20 protein-coding genes are annotated in these 19,910 nt (G+C 63.2%); 5 read left to right on the top strand and 15 right to left on the bottom strand.

Features of this window, described 5'->3' with window-relative positions:
• Nucleotides 1-101: 101 nt before the first annotated feature.
• The 4 genes from ING15_RS12155 to ING15_RS12140 all read right to left on the bottom strand — a co-directional run bounded on the left by ING15_RS12155 (nucleotide 102) and on the right by ING15_RS12140 (nucleotide 3,352).
• The gene (locus ING15_RS12155) at nucleotides 102-1,082 is read right to left on the bottom strand and encodes a beta-ketoacyl-ACP synthase III (RefSeq protein WP_206455084.1); all 981 of its coding nucleotides are present in this window, start codon (nucleotides 1,080-1,082) and stop codon (nucleotides 102-104) included.
• Nucleotides 1,079-2,152, bottom strand: a complete 1,074-nt coding sequence (plsX, locus tag ING15_RS12150) for a phosphate acyltransferase PlsX (protein WP_206455083.1) — start codon at nucleotides 2,150-2,152, stop codon at nucleotides 1,079-1,081. The genes ING15_RS12155 and plsX overlap by 4 nt, the downstream gene beginning before the upstream one ends.
• Before the next feature lie 85 nt (nucleotides 2,153-2,237).
• Nucleotides 2,238-2,813 (bottom strand): YceD family protein, encoded by a 576-nt coding sequence (locus tag ING15_RS12145; protein ID WP_206455082.1) that lies wholly within the window; start codon nucleotides 2,811-2,813, stop codon nucleotides 2,238-2,240.
• On the bottom strand, nucleotides 2,810-3,352 hold the full coding sequence (locus tag ING15_RS12140; protein ID WP_206455081.1) for a ubiquinol-cytochrome C chaperone family protein: 543 nt from the start codon (nucleotides 3,350-3,352) through the stop codon (nucleotides 2,810-2,812). Before ING15_RS12140 ends, ING15_RS12145 begins: the two co-directional genes overlap by 4 nt.
• A 210-nt stretch (nucleotides 3,353-3,562) precedes the next feature.
• Between ING15_RS12140 and ING15_RS12135 the strand changes: the two genes are divergently transcribed.
• Complete coding sequence (locus tag ING15_RS12135; RefSeq protein WP_232845724.1) at nucleotides 3,563-4,036, top strand: outer membrane protein assembly factor BamE; 474 nt, start codon at nucleotides 3,563-3,565, stop codon at nucleotides 4,034-4,036.
• A 79-nt stretch (nucleotides 4,037-4,115) separates the two neighbouring features.
• Here the strand turns inward: ING15_RS12135 and ING15_RS12130 are convergent, their stop codons facing one another.
• From ING15_RS12130 to ING15_RS12090, 9 genes are all read right to left on the bottom strand, one after another.
• Entirely contained in the window at nucleotides 4,116-6,266 is a 2,151-nt protein-coding gene (locus tag ING15_RS12130) for a sodium-translocating pyrophosphatase (RefSeq protein ID WP_206455080.1), read from the bottom strand.
• A 150-nt stretch (nucleotides 6,267-6,416) separates the two neighbouring features.
• Entirely contained in the window at nucleotides 6,417-7,643 is a 1,227-nt protein-coding gene (locus ING15_RS12125; protein ID WP_206455079.1) for an MFS transporter, read from the bottom strand.
• The gene (nusB, locus tag ING15_RS12120; RefSeq protein ID WP_206455078.1) at nucleotides 7,643-8,143 is read right to left on the bottom strand and encodes a transcription antitermination factor NusB; all 501 of its coding nucleotides are present in this window, start codon (nucleotides 8,141-8,143) and stop codon (nucleotides 7,643-7,645) included. Before nusB ends, ING15_RS12125 begins: the two co-directional genes overlap by 1 nt.
• Before the next feature lie 4 nt (nucleotides 8,144-8,147).
• The gene (locus ING15_RS12115; RefSeq protein ID WP_206455077.1) at nucleotides 8,148-8,597 is read right to left on the bottom strand and encodes a 6,7-dimethyl-8-ribityllumazine synthase; all 450 of its coding nucleotides are present in this window, start codon (nucleotides 8,595-8,597) and stop codon (nucleotides 8,148-8,150) included.
• A 140-nt stretch (nucleotides 8,598-8,737) separates the two neighbouring features.
• Nucleotides 8,738-9,355, bottom strand: a complete 618-nt coding sequence (locus tag ING15_RS12110; RefSeq protein ID WP_206455076.1) for a riboflavin synthase — start codon at nucleotides 9,353-9,355, stop codon at nucleotides 8,738-8,740.
• Nucleotides 9,355-10,506 (bottom strand): bifunctional diaminohydroxyphosphoribosylaminopyrimidine deaminase/5-amino-6-(5-phosphoribosylamino)uracil reductase RibD, encoded by a 1,152-nt coding sequence (ribD, locus tag ING15_RS12105; RefSeq protein WP_206455075.1) that lies wholly within the window; start codon nucleotides 10,504-10,506, stop codon nucleotides 9,355-9,357. The genes ING15_RS12110 and ribD overlap by 1 nt, the downstream gene beginning before the upstream one ends.
• A gap of 25 nt (nucleotides 10,507-10,531) precedes the next feature.
• Nucleotides 10,532-11,014 carry a transcriptional regulator NrdR gene (gene nrdR / locus ING15_RS12100; protein ID WP_206455074.1) on the bottom strand — a complete coding sequence of 161 codons (483 nt, stop codon included), beginning with the start codon at nucleotides 11,012-11,014 and terminating at the stop codon, nucleotides 10,532-10,534.
• Between the two features lie 92 nt (nucleotides 11,015-11,106).
• Nucleotides 11,107-12,423 (bottom strand): serine hydroxymethyltransferase, encoded by a 1,317-nt coding sequence (gene glyA / locus ING15_RS12095; RefSeq protein ID WP_206455073.1) that lies wholly within the window; start codon nucleotides 12,421-12,423, stop codon nucleotides 11,107-11,109.
• A 180-nt stretch (nucleotides 12,424-12,603) separates the two neighbouring features.
• Nucleotides 12,604-13,944: a L,D-transpeptidase family protein gene (locus tag ING15_RS12090; protein WP_206455072.1), complete on the bottom strand. Its 1,341-nt coding sequence runs from the start codon at nucleotides 13,942-13,944 to the stop codon at nucleotides 12,604-12,606.
• Nucleotides 13,945-14,302: 358 nt separating this feature from the next.
• Between ING15_RS12090 and ING15_RS12085 the strand changes: the two genes are divergently transcribed.
• Nucleotides 14,303-14,965: a peroxiredoxin gene (locus tag ING15_RS12085; RefSeq protein ID WP_206455071.1), complete on the top strand. Its 663-nt coding sequence runs from the start codon at nucleotides 14,303-14,305 to the stop codon at nucleotides 14,963-14,965.
• A 70-nt stretch (nucleotides 14,966-15,035) separates the two neighbouring features.
• Here the strand turns inward: ING15_RS12085 and ldtR are convergent, their stop codons facing one another.
• Both ldtR and ING15_RS19505 read right to left on the bottom strand, forming a co-directional pair.
• Nucleotides 15,036-15,545 (bottom strand): transcriptional regulator LdtR, encoded by a 510-nt coding sequence (ldtR, locus tag ING15_RS12080; protein WP_206455070.1) that lies wholly within the window; start codon nucleotides 15,543-15,545, stop codon nucleotides 15,036-15,038.
• Between the two features lie 159 nt (nucleotides 15,546-15,704).
• A complete protein-coding gene (locus tag ING15_RS19505) occupies nucleotides 15,705-16,385 on the bottom strand; it encodes a DUF6163 family protein (RefSeq protein WP_232845722.1) in 681 nt (226 codons plus the stop codon).
• 14 nt (nucleotides 16,386-16,399) lie between these two features.
• Between ING15_RS19505 and hemB the strand changes: the two genes are divergently transcribed.
• The 3 genes from hemB to ING15_RS12060 all read left to right on the top strand — a co-directional run bounded on the left by hemB (nucleotide 16,400) and on the right by ING15_RS12060 (nucleotide 19,906).
• Nucleotides 16,400-17,434 (top strand): porphobilinogen synthase, encoded by a 1,035-nt coding sequence (gene hemB, locus ING15_RS12070; protein ID WP_206455069.1) that lies wholly within the window; start codon nucleotides 16,400-16,402, stop codon nucleotides 17,432-17,434.
• 93 nt (nucleotides 17,435-17,527) lie between these two features.
• On the top strand, nucleotides 17,528-17,998 hold the full coding sequence (locus ING15_RS12065; RefSeq protein ID WP_206455111.1) for an RDD family protein: 471 nt from the start codon (nucleotides 17,528-17,530) through the stop codon (nucleotides 17,996-17,998).
• Nucleotides 17,999-18,079: 81 nt separating this feature from the next.
• Nucleotides 18,080-19,906 carry an SLC13 family permease gene (locus ING15_RS12060; RefSeq protein ID WP_206455068.1) on the top strand — a complete coding sequence of 609 codons (1,827 nt, stop codon included), beginning with the start codon at nucleotides 18,080-18,082 and terminating at the stop codon, nucleotides 19,904-19,906.
• Nucleotides 19,907-19,910 lie beyond the last annotated feature (4 nt).

Genomic DNA, 19,910 nt, shown 5'->3' with positions numbered 1-19,910 from the left:
CCCCTAATTTCCTGGAAGACCGTCAGCCACAGATCGTTGCTCGGCACCCTTACGTACGGCCACACTCTAGCGAAAACGTCATCTGAATCAAGGCTTGATATCTACCAGCGGATCAGCACGGCGCCCCAGGTAAAGCCGCCGCCCATGGCCTCGAGAAGCACGAGATCGCCACGCTTGATCCGACCGTCGCGAACCGCCACGTCGAGAGCGAGCGGGATCGACGCGGCCGACGTGTTGCCATGTCGATCGACGGTCACGACCACTTTTTCCGGCGCGATACCGAGTTTTCTCGCGGATGCGTCGATGATCCGCCGATTCGCCTGGTGGGGGACGAACCAGTCGATATCATCCGCCGTGACCGCCGCCGCCGAGAACGAGTCCTCGATCACGTCGGTAATCATGCCGACCGCGTGCTTGAAGACCTCGCGGCCTTCCATGCGCAATTTGCCGATCGTCCCGGTGGTCGAGGGGCCGCCATCGACGTAAAGCTTCGACTGATGCGTACCGTCCGAACGCAGCCGCGAGACGATGATGCCGCCACCCTCGCCAGCCTCGACTCCTTCGGTCGCTTCGAGCACGAGGGCTCCGGCGCCGTCGCCAAACAGCACGCAGGTCGACCGGTCCTCCCAGTCGAGAATGCGTGAAAAGGTCTCCGCGCCGATGACCAATGCCCGGCGGGCCATGCCGCTCTTGAGGTAGAGATCGGCGGTGGTCAGCGCGTAGACGAAGCCGCTGCAGACTGCCTGAAGGTCGAAGGCGAAGCCGTGTGAGATGCCAAGCCGATGCTGAACCTGCACCGCAGAGGCGGGAAAGGTATTGTTGGGGGTCGCGGTCGCCAGGACGATCAGGTCGATGTCGGCGGGTTCGAGACCGGATGCTGCGATAGCTCGCCGCGCCGCCTCCTCCGCGAGAGACACGGTGGTCTCATGGTCACCGGCGATATGGCGGGCCACAATGCCGGTGCGCTGGCGTATCCATTCGTCGGAGGTCTCGACGATGCCTTGGAAATCCTGGTTGCGCATGACCCGTTCGGGCAGGGCCGAACCGGTCCCGCGCACGACGGATCTGATCTGATTTGTCATTGCAGGGTGCTTTCGGGAATTTCGGCGGCTTCCTCGGAAACCCGCAAATAGAAGCTCTTGAGGTCCGCCTCGATCTTTTCGCGCAGACCATTACGCGCCATTGCGTGGGCCAGGTCGATCGCCGCCGCGATCCCTTCGGCATCTGTGCCGCCGTGGCTCTTGATGACGATGCCGTTGAGGCCAAGGAACACGCCGCCATTGGCCTTGCGAGGGTCCATCTTGTCGCGAAGCCGCTCGAAGGCGCTCTTGGCAAGAAAGTACCCGGCCTTGGCAAGCCAGGTCTGCGACATGGCCGCGCGCAGATAGGCGCCGATCTGCTTGGCGGTTCCCTCGGCCGTCTTCAACGCGATGTTGCCGGTAAAGCCTTCGGTCACGACGACATCGACCGTACCCTTGCCAAGGTCGTCGCCTTCGACAAACCCGCGGTAGTCGATACCCGACAGTGGCGTCTCCTTGAGGAAACGGCCGGCCTCACGGATCTCGTCCTGGCCCTTGACCTCCTCGACGCCGATATTGAGCAAGCCGACGGTCGGGCGTTCCACGCCGAAGAGAGCCCGCGCCATGGCGCCGCCCATCATCGAGAAATCGATGAGCTGCTGGGCGTCGGCGCCGATCGTCGCACCGACGTCGAGAACGATGCTGTCGCCGCGCAGGGTCGGCCAGATAGCGGCGATCGCCGGTCGCTCGATATTGGCCATCGTGCGCAGACAGAACTTGGCCATCGCCATCAGCGCCCCGGTGTTTCCGGCCGAGACGGCGACATCGGCTTCACGCGTCTTAACGGCCTCGATCGCCCGCCACATGGAGGATTTGTACCGGCCTTGGCGAAGCGCCTGCGACGGCTTGTCGTCCATCCGTATCGACACGTCGCAATGATGGAAGGTCGACGCGGCCGACAGCTCGGGGTCCGCATCGAGAAGCGGCATGACGAGATCGCTTTCGCCGAACAGGACGAAGCGCGTGTCGGGGTGGCGCTTCAGCGCAATCGCCGCACCTGCAAGAACCACGGCCGGCCCATGATCACCGCCCATGGCGTCGATCGAGATCGTGATGCCGGTCTTTGAATTCAAAGGTCTCTCGCTTTCCTGCAGTGCACCTGGATGGCGCGGCGCGAAGATATCCGTTTGCGCACGAACGGCAACCGTCGATTTTCTATCAATTCTTGTCCTCGCCGTTACGCGGAACCAGTGACGCCAGGGTCTCGAAGGCAGACGGTGGGCCGGAATCGGGATCGGGGTCCGTATCGACACGATCGAAGACGGCGTCCGCCTCGCGCGGATAGGGGTCGAGCGCCAGCGCCAGGGCCTCCACCAGATAAGGACCGAGGTCGATCGTATGACCGGTGTAGACCTCAGGCGGATCATCGCCCTCGGGATCGATGTATAATTCCTGCTCGCCCGGTTGATCGACACGCGCCAGCTTGGAGCCTTCCGGCACGAAGATCATCTCGAATGGTTCCGTGATCGTCTGGCGCAGCGGCTCCAGGCTGACGACACTCTGCTGCACGACCGTCGCCGCGACCTGACCGGCGACACGCACGCCCTCGGCCCGCCAAGGCAGCACGCGGAGATCGCCGACAAATGTCTCGACGGCCGGAATGTCGAGTTCGCGGGCCAGCGCCTCACACTCCGTTTCATCCACCTCGAAGCGGACCGGCATGCCATCGCGCGGCAGTTTGAGCGGCGATATGGTGTATCGGATAGCCTTGGACCCTATAAATTCCCGGGTCATACCGCCCCTCCCAACTCGTCAGTCTCAATATGCCCCGCCAGTATCGCGGTGGCCGTTGTCGCCTGAAGTCGCGTTCTCATTCCCGCTATGTAGGTTGCAAGCTGCAGGGCCACCCCCCTCCCCGCCTCGGCGGGAACGACACGCGCTTGGAGTGTGGCAGCGAGGTGAGCGATCGGTGCTTGGGAACCGTCAAGCGCCGCGTCATAGGCGGCGACGCGCTCGTAGAAAATTCCGGCCAGCTTGCGCATGCGCTTTGGAACCGAGGGATCGCCCACCCCAAGCTCCCGGATCGATTGTTCGACATCGATGATGAAACGGTCGACCACATCCTGCGCGATTGGCTGCAGCGCGGGCTCTTCCCGGCAACGCTGGAGAAACAGGAAGACATGGATCGACAAGGCATCGAACCGACCCATCACGGTATCCGGGACGCCATGCTCCAGATAAAGCTCGGGGCGGCGGGCAAGCGCCACCAGCTCGCCATAAAGACGCTCAACGACTTCGCGATTACGACGATTGGTTCTCAGTCGTTCAAACATGGCGGAGTCCGATGCGTTTCGGGCGATATCACCGGGCGGGTGCCACAGTGCCGAGCCGATTGCAACGCCGCCGAAGGTGCTTTACCTAGTCCGACCGGCTTGGTCTGAAAGGCGGTGAAGGCGACCGCCGCGCCCTCGCTGTGCGTTGGAAATCGCCTTTATTCGCCGCAGCCTGCGGGAGCGACGTCACTACCGATGGCCTCAAGGAGAATGATCAGCGTGAACTCATCCGTCTGTCTGAAGCGATCGATGCTCGCCTCCGCCGCCGTCGCGGCGATTCTCGCCCTGTCAGCGTGCTCAACCAGCGAGGTTCTGAACCAGGGCTATGTCGTCGACGAAAAAAGCCTCGAACTGGTTCCGGTCGGCTCTAGCCGCGAACAGGTACTTCTAGCACTCGGTTCGCCCTCGACGACGGCGACGTTCGACACCGAAGTGTTTTATTACATTTCCCAGAAGCGCGTGCGGCCAGTGGCGTTCATGCAGCCCCAACTGGTCGACCAGAAGGTGCTTGCGGTTTACTTCAACGCGGACGGACGGGTCGAGCGGATCGCCGATTACGGTCTGCAGAACGGCCAGCTCTTCGACTTCATCTCGCGCACGACGACGACAGGTGGCAAGGATCGCACATTCCTCGGGCAGATCCTGAGTGATACCGGCAGTGGCGGGCCCGGTATCCGCCTCTGACCAGAGCCGGGCAGTCGGCATGAAAGAGCCCCGCGAGCGATCTCGCGGGGCTCTTTCGTTTTTGCGCCTCAGCCCAGGATCAGCTGTGGGCGAGCACCGCCAGAAGCAGCAGTGCGACGATGTTGGTGATCTTGATCGCCGGATTGACGGCCGGGCCCGCCGTATCCTTGTAGGGATCGCCGACCGTGTCACCGGTAACCGAGGCCTTGTGCGCCTCCGATCCCTTCATGTGCTTCGTACCCGAGGCGTCGACGAAACCATCCTCGAAGGATTTCTTCGCATTGTCCCAGGCGCCGCCGCCGGACGTCATCGAGATCGCGACGAAGATGCCGGTGACGATGACGCCGAGCAGCATCCCTCCCACCGCCGAGAAGGCCTGGCTCTTGTCGGCGATCAACAAGACGCCGAAATAGACCACGATCGGCGCCAGAACCGGCAGCAGCGACGGCACGATCATCTCCTTGATCGCCGCGCGGGTCAGAAGATCGACCGCCCTTGCATAATCGGGCCGCTCCGTTCCGGCCATGATGCCCGGCTTCTCCCGGAACTGCCGACGAACTTCCTCGACCACCGAACTCGCCGCGCGGCCGACCGCCGTCATCGCGATGCCTCCAAAGAGAAACGGAATCAGCCCGCCGAGGAACAGGCCGACGACGACGAAGGGGTTGGTGAGGGCGAAATCGAGTTCGACGCCCTGGAAATAGTCAAAGCCCTGCCCTGCGTTGGCCTGCTGTATGAAATATTGCAGGTCGTAATTGTAGGCTGCGAACAGCACCAGCGCGCCGAGACCGGCCGAGCCGATCGCATAGCCCTTGGTGACCGCCTTGGTGGTGTTGCCGACCGCGTCGAGCGCGTCTGTCGAACGGCGCACATCGGCGGGCAGGCCCGCCATTTCGGCGATGCCGCCGGCGTTGTCCGTCACCGGTCCGAACGCGTCGAGGGCGACGATCATGCCGGCGATCCCGAGCATGGCGGTCACGGCGATGCCGGTGCCGTAGAGGCCCGCGAGCTGGTAGGTCGAGATGATGCCGGCCACGATGACGATCGTCGGCAGCGCCGTCGCCTCGAGCGACACTGCGAGGCCCTGGATGACGTTGGTTCCGTGCCCCGACACGGACGCCTCGCTGATCGATCGCACCGGGCGGAATCCGATCCCGGTATAGAATTCCGTGATCCAGACGATCAGCCCGGTGACCACAAGGCCAATGATGCCGCTGAAGAACAGGTTCAGGCCGTTGATCGTCACGCCATCCGTCGACTGGCCGATATCGCCGAAGCCGATCGTCGCCCAGGTCGCGATCGCAAGGCCGACGATCGACAGCAGCGTCGTCGCCCACAGGCCCTTGTAGAGGGCGCCCATGATCGAGCCGTTGGAGCCAAGCCGAACGAAGAACGTGCCAATGATCGACGTGACGATGCAGGCGCCGCCGATGGCCAGCGGGTACACCATCACGCTTTCGATGATGTCGGATCCGGCGAAGAAGATCGCGCCGAGCACCATCGTCGCGACGACGGTGACCGCGTAGGTCTCGAAGAGATCGGCCGCCATGCCGGCGCAGTCGCCGACATTGTCGCCGACATTGTCGGCGATCGTGGCCGGATTGCGTGGGTCGTCCTCGGGAATGCCCGCCTCGACCTTGCCGACGAGATCACCGCCGACGTCGGCACCCTTGGTGAAGATGCCGCCGCCCAGCCGGGCGAAGATGGAGATCAGCGACGCGCCGAATCCGAGCGAGACGAGTGCGTCGATGACGGTTCGGTCGGACGCAGCGAAGCCAAACTGAGATGTGAGAATATAGAAATAGACGGTGACACCCAGCAGGGCGAGGCCGGCCACCAGCATTCCGGTGATCGCACCGGACTTGAAGGCGATGCCGAGGCCGAGGCTGAGCGAGCGTGAGCACGCCTGGGCGGTGCGGACGTTGGCGCGCACCGATACGTTCATGCCGATAAAGCCGGCGATGCCTGACAAGACCGCGCCGATGAGAAAGCCGCCGGCGGCATAGGCCGACAGAAGCAGCCAAGTGATGATGGCGACAACCGCGCCGACGATCGCGATGGTGGTGTACTGGCGCAAGAGATAGGCCTGAGCGCCCTCCCGAATCGCCCCGGCGATCTCCTGCATGCGCGCCGAACCCTGGTCGGCCGCCATGACCGATCGAGTGGCCCAAATCGCGTAGACGACTGCCAGTAGCCCGCAAAGAGCCATAATAAGTAGGATTGTCGGCATGCTGGTCCCTCACTCCTCGCCAGATATATTCTGGCGATTTCCCCAATTTGTCCTGACGAGAAAGGAATTTCATCCCCGTCCGCAAGGCGACCGGGAGGTTATAGGAGGGCCGGATGCCGTCAAGCGCGGAGATTGATCAGAAGCGCGAATTCACCCTCGCGGCTGCGGATGCCGCGCGAAACGCGACTGCACGACCAAGGCCACCAGACAGAGCGCTACGATCGGGAAGATCACGACATTCATCGCCTCCCAGCCCGCCGCGACGAAGGTCCGCCCGGACATGAAGGACGCAAAAGCAACGGTGGAGAACAGCACGAAATCGTGCAGCCCCTGCGTCTTGTTCTTTTCCGCCGGCCGGTAGGTTTCCGCGACCATCGCCGTTGCCCCGATAAAACCGAAATTCCAGCCGAGGCCGAGCAGCGCGAGACCGATCCAGAAGTTCCAGACCGCGAGACCGGCCATGAAAATGCCGCCACTCGCCGCAAGCAGCAAAAGCCCGGTCGCCACGATGACCTCTCTTCCGAACCGGGCGATGAGGCGGCCGGTAAAGAAGCTCGGCCCGAACATCGCAAGGACGTGCCACTGAATACCCAGCACGGCCACGTCCTGACTCAGCCCGCAGCCGACGATCGCCAGCGGCGCGCCGGTCATGACGAAGCTCATTACCCCATATGTGCCAACGCCGCACAGGAGCGCGACCAGGAAGCGCGGCTGCGCGACGATCTCGGACAATGGCCGCGCCGGTATCGCATCGTCCGGATGGGTTTCCTCTGGACCGTCGGGAATTCGCAGGAATGTCAGGATCCCGGCCCCGAGAATCCCGAGGATGATAACCCCGACGAACGCCCCGGCGAAATTGACCGGCAGAAACAGGCCGTCCGTCAGTCGCACCGTCTGCGGTCCGATGACGGCGGCCAGGATACCCCCGGCCAGCACGATCCCGATAGCCCGCGGTTGATACGTTCTGGAGGCGCCGTCGGTGGCGGCAAAGCGATATTGCTGGGTGAAGGCGCCGCCGACGCCGATCAGCAGCAGAGCCAAGGCGAACAGCCAGAAATTGCCGCCGAACAAGGCAAGGGTCGCGACCAGGCCGCCGGTTGAGGTGACGAGCGCCCCGGAAACGAAACCAAGCCGCCGCCCGACGGCCCGCATCAGCGCAGCCGCCGGCAAGGCCCCTAGCGCGATACCGAGATTGAACCCGGTTACCGGGAGCGTCGCCAGCGATTTGTCGTCGAGGAGGAGCCACGCACCGGCGAGGCCACCGATCGAGATCACGACCGGCGCCGCGCCTCCAACCAGAGCTTGCGCGCCCGCCAGGATCAATGCGTTGCGGCGCACGACCCGTTCACCGAGCGAGAGGGCCACCGCTTTTTCCATCAGTCCTTGGCGTCCTTGCCCCGGCCCTCGCCGCGTTCGGCGCGCGCGACGCGGTCGAGAACAGCATTGACCAGCGCCGGTTCGTCGTCGTTGTAGAATGCCTTTGCGACATCGACATATTCCGAGACGATGACGGCGATCGGAACATCCTTGCGATTGACCAATTCGTAAGTCCCAGCGCGGAGGATCGCCCGGAGCGTGGTGTCGATGCGCGACAGCGGCCAATCCCTGGGCAACGATGCGTGGATGCGCGGGTCAATCGCCTTTTGGCTTCGCACGACGCCGGAGACGACATCGCGAAACCACGCCGCATCGGCATCGCGATAAGTGTCTCCATCGATCTCCTGGCCGAGCCGGTATCCCTCATATTCCGCTACCGTCTCCAAAAGGCCGGTGCCGCCGACATCCATCTGGTAGAGCGCCTGCACGGCGGCGAGGCGGGCCGCGCCTCGCTTGTTTGCGGGCTTGGAAACGCGCGGCTGTGGCTCTGTCCCGGTCATGATCTCAGGCCCCCAACCGATCGCGCAGGGCGATCATCTGCAGCGCCGCGCGGGCGGCGGCGCCGCCCTTGTCCTTGCGGCGGCGGTCGGCGCGATCGAGCGCCTGCTCCTCGTTCTCGACGGTCAGGATGCCATTGCCGATCGCCACGGTCTCGTCGATCGACAGCGCCATCAGGCCCCGCGCCGACTCGTTGGCGACGAGTTCGAAATGATAGGTCTCGCCGCGAATGACGCATCCGAGCACAATGAACCCGTCATAATCTGCCCTTCCCTCGTCTGCGCCGGCGAGAGCGAATCCGACGGCTGCGGGTGCTTCCAGCGCGCCTGGCACGGTGACGACATCGAAGGTCGCGCCGGTTTTGTCGAGTTCGGCCTTGGCCCCCTCGATCAGCAAATCGGCGATGTGATCATAGAACCTCGCCTCGACGACGAGGAGATGGGGCTTGGATGCCATGAGTATTCCTTCCTGACGGTCGAGTGTTCCGGCAGACGGAGGCGCGGATGCGGGCGACATTTCGCCGCAGAAAGATCGCCTGGGTCCGCTGCGGTGACCGGTCAGCGCTTGTTAGAAATTCCCGGCAGCGAACCCCGCCGCTAGGATGCGGTCGAATTAGCGCCGAACAGGCGCTCGGCATAGCGCGCAATCTGGTCGACCTCAAGATTGACGCTGTCGCCCTTGCCCCGTCCGCCCCAGGTCGTGACCTCCAGCGAATGGCGTATGAGGAGGACGTCGAAGCGATCGTCCGTGACGGAATTGACCGTTAGCGACGTGCCATCGAGACAGACCGATCCTTTTCTGGCGATGTAGCGTTTCAACCCCTGGGGCGCGCGCAGGCGGAACCGGACGGCCTCGCCCTCCTCCTCGACGGCAAGGATTTCGGCCAGACCGTCGACATGTCCAGAGACCAGATGTCCCCCGATTTCATCGCCGATCCTCAGCGAGCGCTCCAGATTGATGGCGTTGCCCTCTTCCCATCGCCCGGCAGTGGTCAGGCGCAACGCCTCCTCCCAGGCTTCGACTTCGAACCAGCCATCATCCGAGGTCTCGCCGGACAGAGCCGTCACCGTCAGGCAGACCCCGGAACACGCGATCGAGGCGCCGATGGCGATCGATGCTGGATCGTAAGAAGTCGCGATCCGGAAGCGGCGTCCTGAATGAAGCCGTTCGACGCGGTCGATCCGGCCTATGTCCGTGACGATTCCGGTAAACATCAGGCTTCTCTCCGGGCGAACTCGAACGAATGGTCGGCGCCAAAGTGATACTCCCGGACCAGGCGGAAACGTCGCCGCGCCGCCGCGATATCGATTGGGCTCGCAATCCCGTCTTCGCCGATGACGACTTCGCCCCGTAAAAGCACAAGGCGATCGACGAGGTCCTGGTCCAGGAAAGCCGTCGCGGTCTCCGCCCCGCCCTCGACCAGTACGCTCGACATGCCCCTGGCGGCGAGATCCTCAAGAAGTTCGGGGAGCGCAATCCGGCCGGTTTCAGGGTCGGCCTCACAGGCGAGGAAACCGACCCCAGCCGCAGCCAGCGCCGCGCGCCTGTGCGGGTCCGCATCGGCGAAGGTGGCGATCAGCGTCGGCGTTACCCTCGCGCTCCGCACGACGGACATCTCAGCTGACGTGCGCAATCGCGGATCGAGTACAATTCGGGTTGGCGAGCGGTCGGCGAGCCCGGGTAAGCGGCAATCGAGGCGCGGATCGTCGTCGAAAACGGTCCCCGCCCCAACCAGGATGGCGTCGTGTCGTGCGCGAGCCAAATGGGTCTGGGAATTGGCGATTGGACCGGTGATCTTGACCTGTCCCTGCCCTTTCGATCCAAGTTTTCCATCCACCGAGAGCGCCAGCTTCAAAGTCACTTCCGGGCATTTCCTGCGATGCCGGTTGAGATATCCGGAGATCGTCTCCGCCGCTTCGTCCGCCATCAGACGGCTTGTGACGGCGAGGCCCGCGGCCTCGAGAATCGCGTGTCCCTTGCCGTCGACCCGCGAGTCGGGATCGGCGACGGCCGACACAACTCGCGCTATGCCGGCGGCCACTAAAGCTTCGGCGCAAGGTGGTGTCCGTCCATGATGGGCGCAGGGCTCAAGCGTGACATAGGCGGTCGCTCCCTTAGCCAGCGCTCCGGCTTCGGCCAGCGCCACCGGCTCGGCATGCGGCCGGCCACCGATCGCGGTGACACCGCGCCCGACGATGCGTGGACCCTCGCCGTCATTACGGACGATCAGGGTCGCGACAGAGGGATTGGTCGCGGTCTGCCCGACATGGCGCAGCGCGTAGCGAATGACAGCGGCCATGAAACGGTGATCCGTCGCCGTGGCCGCCCTCGCCGCCGACAGCCCGATTGGCGCTGCCGCCGTCATCGCCTGACCCTGATCCGATCGGCGATCATTTGGACTTCCCGGCTGTACCTGCCGAATCCGCCCGGGCCAGTTCGCCGATCAACGACTGGAAATCCTTGGCCTCGCGAAAATCACGGTAGACCGATGCGAAACGCACATAGGCGACGTCGTCGAGCTCTTTCAACGCTTCCATCACCATCTCGCCAATCGTATCGGACGGAATATCCTGCTCGCCGGACTGTTCGAGACGTCGGACGATGCCCGAGATCAAGCGTTCGATTCGCTCCGCTTCGACGGGGCGCTTGCGCAACGCCACTTCGATCGATCGGGCCAGCTTGTCCCGATCGAACGGAACCTTCTTGCCGGACTTCTTCAGAACCTGAAGCTCACGGAGCTGGATGCGTTCGAAGGTCGTGAAGCGGCCATTACAATCGGGACAGACGCGCCGACGGCGAATCGCACCGCCATCTTCTGCCGGACGCGAATCCTTGACCTGACTATCCTGCGAGCCGCAATAGGGGCAGCGCATGGGCCCTCGTCACTTGATGACGGCGCCCCGCCTTTACCGCCGGGCGCCCGATGAAGTTCATTGCGTCTCAATCTTCGCGAAGGCCCAAACCCTCACAGATTCGGGTAGATCGGGAAGCGATCGGTCAATGCGATGACCCGGTCCTTCACCGCCGCCTCGACCGCCGCGTTGCCCTCTTCGGAATTGGCGCTCACCAGACCGTCCAGCACCTCGACGATCATCCTGCCGACCTCACGGAACTCCTGCACGCCAAAGCCACGGCTGGTCGCCGCCGGCGTTCCCAACCGGACGCCGGAGGTAATCGTCGGCTTCTGCGGATCGTTCGGTACGCCGTTCTTGTTGCAGGTGATGTTGGCCCGGCCAAGCGCTCGTTCCGAATCCTTGCCGGTCAGGTTCTTGGGGCGCAGATCCACCAGCATCAAATGCGTATCGGTACCGCCGGAAACGATATCGACACCGCCTTCACGCAGCGTCTCGGCAAGGGCTTTGGCATTGTCCGCCACCGCCTTGATGTAGGACTTGTACTCGGGCGTCAGAGCCTCCCCGAAAGCCACCGCCTTGCCGGCGATCACGTGCATCAGGGGGCCACCCTGCAGGCCAGGGAAGATCGCTGAATTGATCTTCTTGGCGATCGCCTCGTCACTGGTCACCACGATGCCGCCGCGGGGGCCACGCAGGGTCTTGTGGGTCGTGGAGGTGGCGACATGGGCATGCGGGAACGGGCTCGGGTGCTGGCCGCCGGCAACGAGGCCAGCGAAATGCGCCATGTCGACCCATAGATAGGCCCCCACCTTGTCGGCGATGGCGCGGAAGCGCCCGAAGTCGATGCGGCGGGAATAGGCCGAACCGCCGGCGACGATGACCGCCGGCTTGTGCTCGCTCGCGAGAGCCTCGACCTGATCGTAATCGATCAGGCCGGTGTCGAGATCGAGACCGTACTGGACGGCATTGAACCAGCGCCCCGACAGATTGGGCTTGGCGCCGTGGGTGAGGTGACCGCCCGCGTCCAGACTCATTCCGAGCAGCGTGTCGCCGGGCTTCGACAGCGCCAGCAACACAGCCTGGTTGGCCTGGCTGCCGGAATTCGGCTGGACGTTCGCGTAGGCGCAACCGAAGAGCTGCTTGGCGCGTTCGATCGCGAGATCCTCGACGATGTCGACGAATTCGCAGCCGCCATAATAGCGCCGCCCCGGATAACCCTCGGCGTATTTGTTGGTCAGGACTGAACCCTGGGCCTCGAGAACTGCGCGCGAGACGATGTTTTCCGACGCGATCAACTCGATCTCGTGCTGCTGGCGAGAGAGTTCCTGGCGTACTGCGCCAGCTACATCCGGATCCCGTTCCGCCAGCGTCGCGGTGAAGAAGTCCTCGAAATCAGACGGGGCAACGGCGCCGGAAACCTGGCTCATTCGTGTTCTCTCCTCAGAGGCAAGGCAGGCGCGCGCCGCCTTTGCAATATCTGTCTCGGCCATATCACAGCCGTTCCGGCAGACCAATGTGCCAACCGTCACGCAAACGGGCCGGAGACTTGTCGCCTCCGGCCCGCAAAAACACGTCCCTCGAACGCCCCCGGGTGCGTGGCCCGGGCGTCAGTAGCCGTCCTCGCCGCGGGCGTAGGGGTTCTGCTCGTTGGCGGCGTAGGCGGTCGCGTTGACGTCGCCCATCGCCAGCTGCTGTGCCCCATCCCGCTGATAGATGTCGTCGCGGAACTGCACCACCGCCGGATCGGTCGCCCAGGCGGTGAAATAGCTGAAGTAGACTGGGATGGTCGTGGTCAGGTTGATATCCTCGCGCTGACGGGAGGCGATCACCTGTTCGATGCGCTGGCGATCCCAGCCCGGCACGTCGCGGGCAAGCCAGACGATCAGATCGCGGACGTTCTGCACCCGCACGCAACCGGAAGATTCAAAGCGCAGCAGTTCGGAAAACAGGCTCTGTTGGGGCGTGTCGTGCATGTAGACGGCGTGCGGGTTCGGGAAGTTGATCTTCACCGATGCCATCGCGTTGATCTTGCCTGGATCCTGACGAAGCAGATATTTCACCGCCTCGTCGGTATTCCAGTCGATCGACTCGGGCGGAATCTCGTTGCCGCTGCCATCGAAGATCCGGATGCTATTGCGCTCCAGATAGGTCGGATCCTTCTGCATTAGCGGAATGATGTCGCGGCGAACGATCGAAGCCGGCGCGTGCCAATACGGGTTGAGGTTCAAATTGGTGATCTTGGAATTCAGGATCGGGGTCTGACGATCGACCTTGCCGACGATGGCGGTATGGCGCTGGACCACCTGGCCGTTCTCGACCGCCTCGATCGAGGCAGCCGGAATGTTGACCATGACAAAGCGCTCGGCGAGATCGCCGATCTTCGACTCGATCCGCGTAACGTTCGTCTGCAACTGGCCCAGCCGTAGGTCGGCCGGGACGTTCATCGCCTTGTAGGTATAGGTCGAGGCGACGCCGTCGGCTGGCAGTCCGTGGCGCGCCTGAAAGCGCTTCACGGCGGCGTCGACATAAGTGTCGAACGCCTGCGATGCACCGGCGCCGGCCGGTAGGTCGCCGGAGATCGCAAGACGCTGGCGAAGCGCAAGGACGGCGGGCGACTGGACACCGAGGCGCATTGGCTGACCATCGGGCACCATCGGCCATCCGCCCATCTGGACGATTTGCTGGTAGTTGGCGATAGCGGCCTGCATCGACGCAACCGTGTTGGACGACAGGGTGGGCGAGTTCGAAGCGACCTGGCGGACATTGGTGCCGCGCGTGTCGAATTGATCGTCCCAGTTGCCACGGCTTGGCGCCTGAAGGAGGTCGCTCAGGGCATTCTGGGCCAGAACCGTGCCCGGCATCAACGCTGCGCTGGCCGCGGCAGTGCCGAGAACGAAGTTCCGTCGCGTCAGTCGTTTTCCGCGAAGCCGATCGGGTGCTTTGGCCATGAGATCCCCTCGTCAATCTGGTTCGTCGCTCAGGACGACCTGGTCACCCTTGTGAGGGCGGCTTTCAGGTCGCTAGGCGTCGGCGCAGGGCGCCGCTCCTCTGCGTCATATCGGGTAAGACATCGCAATATGGCCAAAGCGTGAAGTGCCGGCGATCGCGCGGCGGATATGGACAATCTCCGGCGGCGCAAGCTCCGCTATTCAGTCTGAGTGTGCTATTCTGACCGCAACTCTGAGCCTGCGGGCTCATCAGGAAAATGCCGGTTGGCGTTACCGGTGTCGGGAACGTCAGGCTGCAGAGCACGGCTGGTCGCCGTCACTTCTGTTGCTGCAGGCACATCGATCCATGGAGGACGTCATGTCGCTGATGATCAACGAGACCGCCCCTGACTTCGAGGCCGACACCACCGAGGGACCCATCAGGTTCCACGAATGGATCGACGATTCCTGGTGCGTGCTGTTCTCGCATCCGAAAAACTTCACGCCCGTCTGCACCACCGAGCTTGGCTATATGGCGAGGATCAAGGGCGAATTCGATAAGCGCCACGTGAAGGTTATCGGCCTGAGCGTGGATCCCGTCGCCGAGCATGCCAAGTGGTCGGAGGACATCAAGGAGACGCAGGGCCTCGCACCCAATTACCCGATGATCGGCGATCCCAACCTAGCGGTCGCCAAGCTTTACGGAATGCTTCCGGCGAGCGTGACCGGGACGTCCGAAGGGCGCACGCCGGCGGATAACCAGACTGTGCGCAACGTCCTTGTCATCGGGCCGGACAAAAAGATCAAGCTGATCCTGGTCTACCCGATGAGCACGGGACGCAATTTCGACGAGGTGCTGCGGGTAATCGACTCACTCCAATTGACGGCCGCGCACCGTGTCGCCACCCCAGCCAATTGGAAGCCCGGCGAAGATGTCATTATCGCCGGTTCGGTCTCGAACGAAGAGGCCGAGAAAATCTATCCGCAGGGTTGGAAGGCGCCGAAACCCTACATGCGTATTGTGCCGCAGCCAAGGAGCTGAGCACCGTGTCAGCCGTCCCGCGACGGCGCCAATGCGCCGTTTGCGACGGTCGAGCCACGCGCCGTCGGGATCAGAGGCGGTAGAGGATCTGATCGTTCCAGAAACGATCGAGCCGTTGCAGCGACCGGTTCATCTTCTGGAACTCTTGCTCGTCCAGACCGCCGACCTTGTCGATGGAGCCGATATGGCGGTCATAGAGTTCCGCGACGATGGCTGCGACAGCCATGCCCGCCTCGGTCAGCGAAACGCGCACGGCGCGGCGGTCCACCCGCGACTTCTGATGATTGATGAAGCCGAGATCGACCAGCTTCTTGAGATTGTAGGAGACGTTGGAACCTAGATAGAAGCCCCGGCTGCGCAGTTCGCCGGCGGTCAGCGTAGAGTCGCCGATGTTGAAGAGCAGCAGCGCCTGCACGGCGTTGATGTCGGTGCGACCGTTGCGATCGAACTCGTCCTTGATGACGTCCAGGAGTCGCCGGTGTAGCCGCTCGACGAGTTGCAACGTCTCGAGATAAAGCGACTTCAGTTCGTTCTTCGCCGAGGGCTGCGTGGCGATTTCGCTCTTGATCTGCGCATTCATAGTATTGCTCCGCTGTTTTCTTGATGGATGTTCTATGCCGACCCCATCTTGAAACCCAACTTACGCGCCGCATCTAAAATTCGACTTAAACCGCAGGCTTAATGCAAGCTTACGATCACCTGAACAATTTTTTTGCTTAACAAGACGTCTCTCGACCTGTCAGTATCCGCGGGCCAACCGCCGCTCGCGCCACGCCATGAGACGAAGGATTCCCAGCAGGGACAGACCGGATGCATGAAATCCGAGCCGGAGCAGATCGGAGCCGAACAGTTCGGGGAAGCCAAGATACATGACCGCTTCCACGATCGCGATCAGGGCCCAGACGACCGCGCCCCAACCCACCGTCATCCACAATCCGATGCCAGCAACCGGATAAAGCACCGCTAATGTCGGGGCCGCCATCTTCCACCAGATCGGCATCAGGTCGAAGCGTGCGAGGGGGCCGGCTTCGATGCCGACGAGGCGAATCCAGTAGCCCACACCCACAACGAACATGGCAACCGCTGACAAACGGCAGAGCCACGTCGTCAGGCTGTGATTCAGGCTCTCGGCCTTGTCTGGCGGCGCAAGTCCGATCGTCACATCTTCCCTTTCCCGGCCTGCGAACGGAACCCGGCCGCAATTGCCCAGCGAAAACGGTCGACGATCGAGACCGATGGCGAGGAATCGGCGACATGTCCATTCGTGGCCGGACCCTATGGTCGCTCGGGTGACCCCGTCAATCTTGAACTCCCGCTCCCGACGGCATAGGCAAATCCGTGTTGGCGCCTCGTGGGTCCTTGTCTGCAGCAGCAGGTGAGATACCGGCGCGTACGATCGCGCACGATCAAGAACGAGCAAAGGACGGACACCCCATGAGTCAGCCGAGCAGTTCCCTCCCCTCAATAAGCGAACGTATCGATGCCGCGACCGGCGGTTTGAGAATGCGGCGGCTGCGGCAGGCGGATTGGTCCCGGCGTCTGGTTCGGGAGACCGCCATCGGGGTCGATGACCTGATTTGGCCGATTTTCGTGCGTGACGGTGATGGCGATCCGCAAGCCGTGCCCTCGATGCCGGGCGTATTCCGCCTTTCGGTGGAAGGCTGCGTCGATGCCGCGCGCCGGGCCCGCGATCTCGGCATTCCGGTCGTCGCACTGTTTCCCTACACCGATGGCTCGAAGCGCGACGAAAGCGGTTCGGAGGCGTTGAACCAAGCCAATCTCGTCTGCACCGCAAGCCGAGCGATCAAGGCCACCGTGCCCGAAGTGGGCATCCTGTGTGACGTCGCCCTCGATCCTTATACCAGTCACGGCCATGACGGCCTGCTGGATGGCGAACGCATCCTCAACGACGAAACGGTGGACATGCTGTGTCGCCAGGCGGTCGTACAGGCGGACGCGGGGTGCGACATCATCGGCCCTTCCGACATGATGGACGGCCGGGTCGCCTGCATCCGCGCGGCACTCGACGCGGCCGGCCATCGCGACACGCTGATCATGTCCTACGCGGCGAAATACGCCTCGGCCTTCTATGGGCCATTTCGCGACGCGGTGGGCTCGGGCTCCATGCTCAAGGGCGACAAGCGCACCTATCAGATGGATTGCGGCAATTCCGACGAGGCGATTCGCGAGGCGGCGCAGGACATTGCCGAAGGCGCCGACATGATCATGGTCAAGCCGGGCATGCCCTATCTCGACATCGTCAGCCGCCTGGCGGGCGAACTCGGTGTGCCGACCTTCGCCTATCAGACGTCAGGCGAATACGCGATGATCGTGGCGGCAGCGCAAAATGGTTGGCTCGACGGCGATCGGGCGATGATGGAGAGCCTAGCCGCCTTCAAACGGGCGGGGGCCGCCGGCGTGCTCAGCTATTTCTCGCCGCAGGTCGCCGAAATGCTGCGCGGTCGCTGAGCCGTCCTTTGGGAAGGCGGCACCAAGTTGCGCCATCGACCCAGGGTCCCCATCTCAGCGTCACGCAACCAGGATGACAGAGGGCCTGCCGTGATGGACCGAGCCGCCAACCCGTCGAACGACTTTGCGACCACCGATCTGGATCTGCCTCGCCTTTACGAGGGCGTGCGGACACGGCGGATCGCTTCCTTCATTATCGACTATGCCTTGGTGCTTTTCCTGTCGGTGCCGGCCGCGGTTCTGGTCTTCCTGCTCGGCATCGTCACACTGGGGATCGCCTGGGGTCTCTATGCGGTGCTGCTGCCAGTGATTGCGATCATCTATATCGGCTTCACCATGGGCGGAGACAGGCAGGCCACTCCGGGCATGCGTTTTGCCGGCGTTCATGTCGCGCGCCTCGACGGCGAACGCGTCGATCCTGCCGTCGCCGTTCTTCACGGCGTCCTGTTTTGGGCCTCGGCCTCGATCCTGACCCCGCTCGTTCTGCTGGTCAGCCTGTTCACCACCCGCAAGCAGCTGCTGCATGACCTTCTGCTGGGCACCGTCGTCGTCCGTGATCGTTGAGCCAGGACTGGAAGAGACGCAGGTTGCCAACGAGGTGGCGGAGAACGATAAGGTTCCGCGGTCAACGGAACGCGGCGTCACATGGATTCGATACACGTCTGGGCCACTTACCTGCTCATCCTGGTGAGTGTCGTCGGCTACGCGTGGGAACGATGGCCGATCGAAGCCGTCGCCGCCGCGTCCCTCAGTGCCTTCCTGCTTCTCTTTGCGATTTCGCCCTATCGCGATGCCGCCGGCTTCGCGGTCACGAGCGGCGACCTGCTTTCGGGATTTTCCAATCCTGCTTTGATCACGGTGCTGGCGCTGCTGATTGTCGGACAGGGGCTATTCGCCACCGACGCCATGGCGCGACCGACGCAGTGGCTGACCGAGATCGGCGGCTCCGTCGGCGCGCGCGCCATCGTCATTGTGCTGCTCAGCGCGGCCTTGCTTTCGGCGTTCCTCAACAATACTCCGGTCGTCGTCATCTTCATTCCGATCCTGACCATGCTGGCGACCCAGCGCGGCATCTCCCCGGCCCACGTCTTCATGCCGTTGTCCTTTCTGTCGATTCTCGGCGGCATGACGACGCTGATCGGTTCGTCCACCAACCTTCTGGTCGCAGGCGTCGCCGCCCGCTCCGGCATCGAGATCAACTTTTTCGACATCACTGTGCCGGGTCTCGCAATTGCGGTCGTCGGCGGAATTTACGTGATCCGCTTCATGCCGCGCATTCTCACGCCGCGACAAGGATCCGAAGGCCGCGTCGCGGATTCGGGCGGTAAGCAGTTCCTCGGCGAGATCGACATTACCGAAGGCCATGCCTTCGAATGGCTCACGGCCAGAGCGGGCCTTTTCCCCGGCCTCGGCGATCTGATGCCGCGCATGATCCTGCGCGGCGAACAGACGATCCTGCCCCCCTTCGACGACGTCACGCTGGCGGTCGGCGATCGTCTGATCGTGACGGCCACGCGGCGCGCCTTTTCCAAGGCACTGTCCACCGGCAATCTGACGATCAAGACGCTGGACCCCTCGGCGGAAACTTTGAGCGACCCGACCAACAAGATCGGTCCGGACATGGTCATGGCGGAGGCCGTGGTCGCGCCGGGATCGCGCTATGCCGGTCGCACGATGCAATATTCGGGCCTGCGCACCCAGTTCGGCATCACGCTCTTCGGCCTTCAGCGCAAGAGCCGCATGGCGCGCTCCGCGCTGTCGGAAATCCGGTTGGAGCCCGGCGACACCTTGCTGTTATGCGGTCGGGCGAGTGCGATCGCGAAGCTGAGGGGCAACCACGACCTGCTGCTGCTGGAATATTCCGCCCAAACGATTCCGCAGAGCGCCAAGGCGGGTCTGGCCGCCTCCATCTTCTTCGCCATCGTCCTCATGGCGGCGACCGGTGCCCTTCCCATCGAGGTGCTTGCAGTTGTGGGCGCCCTCTTGATGGTCGCCACCGGATGCCTGACTGTCGGCGAAGCGGCGCGCGCGGTCGATCGATCGATCTTCATGCTGATCGGCGCATCGATCGCCGCCGCGGTGGCGCTGGAACGAACGGGCGGCGCCGCGATGATTGCCGAGGCTGCCGTCGCGGCGCTGGCGGGACTGGCGCCATGGGCGATCCTGTCCGCCCTCTTTCTGGTGATCGCGATCATGACGAATCTGCTATCCAACAACGCAACTGCCGTTCTTTTCACGCCAATCGCGCTCGACCTGTCGCGGCGATTGGGAGCATCGCCGGAGGCGTTTCTCGCCTGCGTCATCTTCGCCGCCAATGCATCCTTCGCAACACCGATCGGCTATCAGACCAACCTCTTGGTCATGGGGCCGGGGCGCTATCGCTTCATCGACTTCGCCAAAGCCGGTGTTCCCCTTGTGATCCTCGTGTGGTTAACATTCTCGATCGTGGCACCATGGTATTATGCACTATGAGGGA

Origin of the sequence: Aurantimonas marina, assembly GCF_017183135.1 — a bacterium.
In the GTDB taxonomy this organism is placed as follows: domain Bacteria; phylum Pseudomonadota; class Alphaproteobacteria; order Rhizobiales; family Rhizobiaceae; genus Aurantimonas; species Aurantimonas marina.
The sequence above is the reverse complement of the archived record's forward strand: the minus strand, read 5'-3'. Positions and strand labels throughout refer to the sequence as shown.

What these genes read in the sequence shown, in the direction of transcription:
- ING15_RS12155 (WP_206455084.1), bottom strand. Translation starts at nt 1,082, where the DNA reads ATGACAAATCAGATCAGATCCGTCGTGCGCGGGACCGGTTCGGCCCTG.
- ING15_RS12145 (WP_206455082.1), bottom strand. Translation starts at nt 2,813, where the DNA reads ATGACCCGGGAATTTATAGGGTCCAAGGCTATCCGATACACCATATCG.
- ING15_RS12140 (WP_206455081.1), bottom strand. Translation starts at nt 3,352, where the DNA reads ATGTTTGAACGACTGAGAACCAATCGTCGTAATCGCGAAGTCGTTGAG.
- ING15_RS12135 (WP_232845724.1), top strand. Translation starts at nt 3,563, where the DNA reads ATGATCAGCGTGAACTCATCCGTCTGTCTGAAGCGATCGATGCTCGCC.
- ING15_RS12130 (WP_206455080.1), bottom strand. Translation starts at nt 6,266, where the DNA reads ATGCCGACAATCCTACTTATTATGGCTCTTTGCGGGCTACTGGCAGTC.
- ING15_RS12125 (WP_206455079.1), bottom strand. Translation starts at nt 7,643, where the DNA reads ATGGAAAAAGCGGTGGCCCTCTCGCTCGGTGAACGGGTCGTGCGCCGC.
- nusB (WP_206455078.1), bottom strand. Translation starts at nt 8,143, where the DNA reads ATGACCGGGACAGAGCCACAGCCGCGCGTTTCCAAGCCCGCAAACAAG.
- ING15_RS12115 (WP_206455077.1), bottom strand. Translation starts at nt 8,597, where the DNA reads ATGGCATCCAAGCCCCATCTCCTCGTCGTCGAGGCGAGGTTCTATGAT.
- ING15_RS12110 (WP_206455076.1), bottom strand. Translation starts at nt 9,355, where the DNA reads ATGTTTACCGGAATCGTCACGGACATAGGCCGGATCGACCGCGTCGAA.
- ribD (WP_206455075.1), bottom strand. Translation starts at nt 10,506, where the DNA reads ATGACGGCGGCAGCGCCAATCGGGCTGTCGGCGGCGAGGGCGGCCACG.
- nrdR (WP_206455074.1), bottom strand. Translation starts at nt 11,014, where the DNA reads ATGCGCTGCCCCTATTGCGGCTCGCAGGATAGTCAGGTCAAGGATTCG.
- glyA (WP_206455073.1), bottom strand. Translation starts at nt 12,423, where the DNA reads ATGAGCCAGGTTTCCGGCGCCGTTGCCCCGTCTGATTTCGAGGACTTC.
- ING15_RS12090 (WP_206455072.1), bottom strand. Translation starts at nt 13,944, where the DNA reads ATGGCCAAAGCACCCGATCGGCTTCGCGGAAAACGACTGACGCGACGG.
- ING15_RS12085 (WP_206455071.1), top strand. Translation starts at nt 14,303, where the DNA reads ATGTCGCTGATGATCAACGAGACCGCCCCTGACTTCGAGGCCGACACC.
- ldtR (WP_206455070.1), bottom strand. Translation starts at nt 15,545, where the DNA reads ATGAATGCGCAGATCAAGAGCGAAATCGCCACGCAGCCCTCGGCGAAG.
- hemB (WP_206455069.1), top strand. Translation starts at nt 16,400, where the DNA reads ATGAGTCAGCCGAGCAGTTCCCTCCCCTCAATAAGCGAACGTATCGAT.
- ING15_RS12065 (WP_206455111.1), top strand. Translation starts at nt 17,528, where the DNA reads ATGGACCGAGCCGCCAACCCGTCGAACGACTTTGCGACCACCGATCTG.
- ING15_RS12060 (WP_206455068.1), top strand. Translation starts at nt 18,080, where the DNA reads ATGGATTCGATACACGTCTGGGCCACTTACCTGCTCATCCTGGTGAGT.